Source organism: Mesonia oceanica (assembly GCF_902499555.1).
GTDB classification, from domain to species: domain Bacteria; phylum Bacteroidota; class Bacteroidia; order Flavobacteriales; family Flavobacteriaceae; genus Mesonia; species Mesonia oceanica.
Window position 1 is genome coordinate 1 of sequence record NZ_CABVMM010000029.1, and the last position, 5530, is coordinate 5530.

Consider the following 5530-nt stretch of genomic DNA (forward strand, 5'->3'; position numbering starts at 1 on the left):
TATAATGTCCTGATGAAGGTAAAACCCAACTTTTAACCTTTAACTAGTTAACCCAATATCACTAAAACTTGCTTTAACCCTAAAAACAACCAAAAAAAAGACCGCCCAAATTGTTTTTAGACGGCCTCTTTTTTATTTGAAAACTTTTAAGTCGGTAAAAATTACATCCAACTAAAAAAGCCCCTCTAAGAGGAGCTTCATTATTTTGAACACTAATTGGTATTAGTTACCGCTTATAAAGCCGCAACATGCTTTGCTAACTTAGACTTTAAGTTGGCTGCTTTATTAGCGTGAATAATATTGTTCTTTGCTAATTTATCAATCATAGAAACTACACTAGGAAATAAAGTTTCCGCTTCCTTCTTATCTGCAGCTTTTAATTTTTTAATGGCATTACGCGTAGTTTTATGCTGATAGCGATTTCTTAAACGCTTTACATCGTTACTACGGATTCTTTTTAATGCCGACTTATGATTTGCCATAACTCTTACTTTCTTTCTATCGTTAATTTTTCTTGTAGTCCGTAGGGGAATCGAACCCCTGTTACCAGGATGAAAACCTGGCGTCCTAACCCCTAGACGAACGGACCATTATTCAATATTTCAAAAAGCTCTTCAGCTTTGTAGTCCGTAGGGGAATCGAACCCCTGTTACCAGGATGAAAACCTGGCGTCCTAACCCCTAGACGAACGGACCATTAATTTTAAAATGCGGATGCAAAAATATAAGTTATTTTGAATACTACAAATTAAAATTATACTTTTTTCTATTTTTTTCAATAAGCCTTCGCAAACAATACTCTCTGCTTAGATTTTTCACCGGTTAACACACATTTCCCTTCCTCTTTATTTCCTTCAAAAGGAATACATCTAATGGTAGCTTTGGTCAATTCTTTTATTTTATTTTCGGTTTCCGGAGTACCATCCCAATGCGCAGAAATAAATCCTCCTTTAGCTTTCAATACTTCTTTAAATTCATCAAAAGTTTCTACTTCAGTAATATGATTGTCCCGAAATGCTTTTGCTTTATTGAACAAATGCTCCTGAATTTCCCCCATCAAAGCTTTCACCTTATCAACCACCTCTACCTGAGAAACAAACTCCTTTGTTAACGTATCCCTCCTAGCCAACTCCACAGATCCTTTTTCTAAGTCTTTAGGGCCAATAGCTAGCCTTACAGGGACTCCTTGCAATTCATATTGAGCAAACTTCCATCCCGGTTTATGGGTATCTCTATCGTCATATTTCACAGAAACCCCTTGCTCCCTTAATTCTGAAGCTAAACGATTGGCTACTTCTGAAATTTGTGCCAGCTGCTCTTCTCCTCTATAAATAGGAACAATCACTACTTGAATCGGTGCTAATTTTGGAGGTAACACCAAACCTTGATCGTCACTATGTGTCATAATCAAAGCTCCCATTAATCGGGTGGAAACGCCCCAGCTTGTTGACCAAACATGTTGTAAATCTCCTTCTTTGGAAGCAAACTTCACATCAAAAGCTTTAGCGAAATTTTGACCTAAAAAGTGAGATGTCCCAGCTTGTAAAGCTTTTCCATCTTGCATTAACGCTTCAATACAATAGGTCTCCTCTGCACCTGCAAAACGTTCGCTATCAGTTTTCTTTCCTTTAATTACAGGAATAGCCATAAAATTTTCAGCAAACTCAGCATACACATTATTCATTTGCTCTGTTTCTGCTAATGCCTCTTGTTTTGTAGCGTGCGCAGTATGGCCTTCTTGCCATAAAAATTCTGCAGTCCTTAAAAATAAGCGTGTTCGCATCTCCCATCGGACCACATTTGCCCATTGGTTGATTAAAATTGGTAAATCTCTATACGATTGAACCCAACCTTTATAAGTGTTCCATATAATAGCTTCAGAAGTTGGTCTTACCACTAACTCTTCTTCCAACTTCGCTTCAGGATCTACGATTAACTTACTAGCATCTTCAGGATCGGTCTTTAAACGATAATGGGTAACAACGGCACATTCTTTAGCAAAGCCTTCTGCGTTTTTTTCTTCAGCTTCAAACAAACTTTTAGGTACAAAAAGAGGGAAATAGGCATTTTCGTGACCGGTTTCCTTAAACCTCTTGTCTAATTGAGCTTGCATTTTTTCCCAAATGGAATAACCATAAGGTTTGATCACCATGCAACCTCTCACCGCAGAGTTTTCTGCAAGGTTAGCTTCTACAACTAACTCGTTGTACCACTTTGAATAATCTTTCTCTCTAGACGTTAGCTTTTTACTCATTATCTGGTATTTGGCACAAATGTTGTGCTAATGTTAATAGCTTTTTTAGTTACGACAAAACTAACTAAATTTGATATGTAGAACAATAAAAATACCCAAGATATGAAACCTCTATCACAACTTTTCGACAATAAACTTAAACTATGCGGTGGCTTGTTCGCTTCGTTATTGCTAATTTCATGTGGTTCATATCAGAATACAGGTTATAATGATGGTATTTACTCACCAAATCCAAGCGATTCTAATTATTCAGCTGAAAAAACTTCTCAAGTTTCCAATAGTGATGTAAACCCGAATGTTACAAAAGATGGAAATTATTATAAAAACTATTTTGCTGAACAAGGTGAGAAAATTTCACAAGCACAAGCCTATAATCAGGATAGCGAGATTTTTACCGATGTAGAATCATATTCATCCAGGAACAATCAAGACACCACAGCAATCGCTGCAGAAAACAGGATTTACAACGAAGAACCTTCTTACTATACTGAAGGTGCCTCTTGGGGTTCGAACCCTACTTCTGTTTCTATAAATTATATTAATACCGGTTTTAATAATCCTTACTGGTATGGAGGTTATTACGGCGGTTGGGGGCCTTACAACGGTTGGAATTATGGTTGGGGTTACAACCCTTACAACAATTGGTCTGTTGGTTTTTCTTGGGGATGGGGTAATTACTACCGCCCTTGGGGATGGGGAGGATATTATGGTTTTAACAATGGTTACTATAATCCATATTATACTCCTTATTACAGAAATCCATACTACCGTGTAGCCTATCATAATTCTTCCAGAAATTACAGATCCAGTTATGCCGATGTAAGAAGTAACTCAAGAAGCAATTATAATAGTTCTAATAGCAGAAGTAATGCTAATTCAAGTAGATCTAATTATAGTAATTCAAGAGCTAGAAACGCAAACGCTAGGGTTAGAAATTCTAGTAATATAAATGCAAGCGGAAGATCTAATAACAGTAATAGAGTTCGTACTCAGAACAATTCAAACACTAGAAGGAATGGTTATTACAACAGTTCTTCTACAAGAAGTAGAACTAATAATAATTCTACATATACAAGAGGATCATCTAGATCAAATTCCAGTATTTACACAAGAAGTTCCTCTTCTAGAAACTCAGGAACTATAAACAGAAGCAGTAGCTCTACCCGCTCCAGCAGTACTAGAAGTTCAGGAAGCAGTAGTGGACGTAGTTCAAGTGGAAGAACTTCAAGAAGAAGATAAAATTTGTTATGAAAAAATATCCTTTAATTTTAGTGACAGTCTTTATAGGATTAATTGGCTATGGCCAAAATCTATATGAAGCTTATCAACTTTCAAGTTCAGAACTAAAAGGGACGGCTAGGTATACTGCTATGTCAGGTGCTTTCGGAGCTTTAGGCGGAGATATTTCGGCATTGAAAGATAATCCGGCTGGTTCCTCTATATTTTTAAACAATTATTTATCTGGAACTTTAAATGCTGAGTTTTACAAGAACAATGTTGGCTTTAATAACTATTATAATTCTTCCAGTGAGGATGATTTGGATATTTCCCAACTTGGAGCCGTTTTTGTTTTCAACAATTACAATTCAGAAGCTACGATAAATAAATTTGCGTTAGGTCTCACCTACGATAAACAAAAAAGTTTAGACGATTATTATAATTGGCAAGGAATAACCAATAACTCAATTTCTAATTTCTTTGTTAATCAAGCCAATGGAATTCCATTGGACTTACTTGTTCCTATTGCCAATGAATCAATTTATGACTTGTATCAATTCTTAGGGGAAGCTGATTTTTCTGGAAATAATAATTATACCAACAATCAGGCTCAAAATGCTTATTTAGGCTACGAGACTTTCTTGGTAAATTCTACCGACAATACTGATTTTTCTAATACAGAATATGTTTCAAATGTTCAAGGAAATAGTTTTAATCAGCAATATGATTATCTCACAACCGGCTTTAATGGTAAAGTCTCAGGAAATGCTTCTCTAGCCATAAATAATAAACTACACCTCGGTCTTAATCTAAATGGGCATATTATTAATTATGAAAAGAACACCATATTTTATGAAAATGCTCCGGCCTCCAGCAATGTAAATGAAACTTATTATGAAAATAATGTTTTAACCTTAGGGGCAGGATTTTCATTTGATTTGGGTGCCATTTACAAGATTTCTGATTTAGTTAGATTAGGTGTAAGTTATCATTCTCCGCAATGGTACACAATCCACGATGAAACCACTCAATATCTAGAAACTTATGGAGAACAAAATGGCACAGTAGTTTTTGATCCTAGGGTTATCAATATTTATCCTGAGTACAATTACAAAACTCCAAGTAGATTAGATGGGAGTCTAGCTTTGGTTTTTGGTAAATCTGGAATTATAAGCTTTGAATATTCTCATAAAGATTATTCTCAAATTGAATATGATTCCAATAACAGCTATTATAATTTCAATGCACTTAATAATGCTATTGACAATACATTTACTTCTTCTTCCACTTATAAAATTGGAGGAGAATACAGATTTAAAGCTTGGAGTTTTAGAGGAGGCTACAGATTAGTAGAGTCTCCCTACAAAAATGATAAAATTGCTAGTGATTTAACAGGTTACTCAGCTGGTTTGGGCTATAGTTTTGGCAATATAAACTTAGGCTTATCTTATTATTATTCAGAACAAGATTCACAGCAACAATTTCAACAAACAAGTTTTAATACTCCTGCTTCCATAGAAAGAAAACTTTCAAATGTAGCAGCTACATTTTCTATAAATTTATAAAATATTTTCTGATGGAGAATTCATTTTTTTAGATTTCGTCATCTACAAATAAAACTTAAAATAAACCGATACATTCAATTTAACAAGAATCGATCTTATATTAAATATATTTTAAGCCGTAAGTCTCTAATTTATCACATACCTCCCCCTCTCCTCTTTCTGTAAAGAGGTTTAGATTTGTTTAACTATTGACCGAAAGTTCTATTATTTTATTAGTTCTCAATTCGATATATATATTTTTCTTACTATTAAAGCGCTTTAATAATTTGTAAGATTTCATACGTCAAATCTTAAAACCATCCTGTTTTAAAAAATCCTTGACAACTGTAATAAGAGAAGCCCCCTGAACTGTTTTCAGGGGGCTTCTTTTATTCTTTTCTCTCCTTTGGAACTACCTTTTCATTGTAAAATGGTTCTTGAAGGTCGTAGGCCTAGGTTCGCCGATGCCGCCATCCTCTGCGGGCACCCCTGGCTCGAGGTACTCCACACTGAAC

4 protein-coding genes and 2 tRNA genes are annotated in these 5530 nt (G+C 35.2%); 2 read left to right on the forward strand and 4 right to left on the reverse strand.

What is annotated here, in order from left to right; translation table 11 throughout:
* Positions 1 to 233 precede the first annotated feature (233 nt).
* The 4 genes from rpsT to proS all read right to left on the reverse strand — a co-directional run bounded on the left by rpsT (position 234) and on the right by proS (position 2253).
* Positions 234 to 482, reverse strand: a complete 249-nt coding sequence (gene rpsT, locus FVB9532_RS19010) for a 30S ribosomal protein S20 (protein ID WP_150546765.1) — start codon at positions 480 to 482, stop codon at positions 234 to 236.
* A 35-nt stretch (positions 483 to 517) separates the two neighbouring features.
* A tRNA-Glu gene (locus FVB9532_RS19015) sits at positions 518 to 589 on the reverse strand.
* Between the two features lie 34 nt (positions 590 to 623).
* Positions 624 to 695: transfer RNA gene (locus FVB9532_RS19020), tRNA-Glu, on the reverse strand.
* A 79-nt stretch (positions 696 to 774) separates the two neighbouring features.
* Positions 775 to 2253 carry a proline--tRNA ligase gene (gene proS / locus FVB9532_RS19025; protein ID WP_150546766.1) on the reverse strand — a complete coding sequence of 493 codons (1479 nt, stop codon included), beginning with the start codon at positions 2251 to 2253 and terminating at the stop codon, positions 775 to 777.
* Positions 2254 to 2355: 102 nt separating this feature from the next.
* On the opposite strand from proS, the gene FVB9532_RS19030 reads away from it, so the two are divergent.
* Positions 2356 to 3492, forward strand: a complete 1137-nt coding sequence (locus FVB9532_RS19030) for a hypothetical protein (protein WP_150546767.1) — start codon at positions 2356 to 2358, stop codon at positions 3490 to 3492.
* 8 nt (positions 3493 to 3500) lie between these two features.
* Complete coding sequence (locus FVB9532_RS19035; RefSeq protein WP_150546768.1) at positions 3501 to 5036, forward strand: OmpP1/FadL family transporter; 1536 nt, start codon at positions 3501 to 3503, stop codon at positions 5034 to 5036.
* The last annotated feature ends 494 nt before the right edge of the window (positions 5037 to 5530 follow it).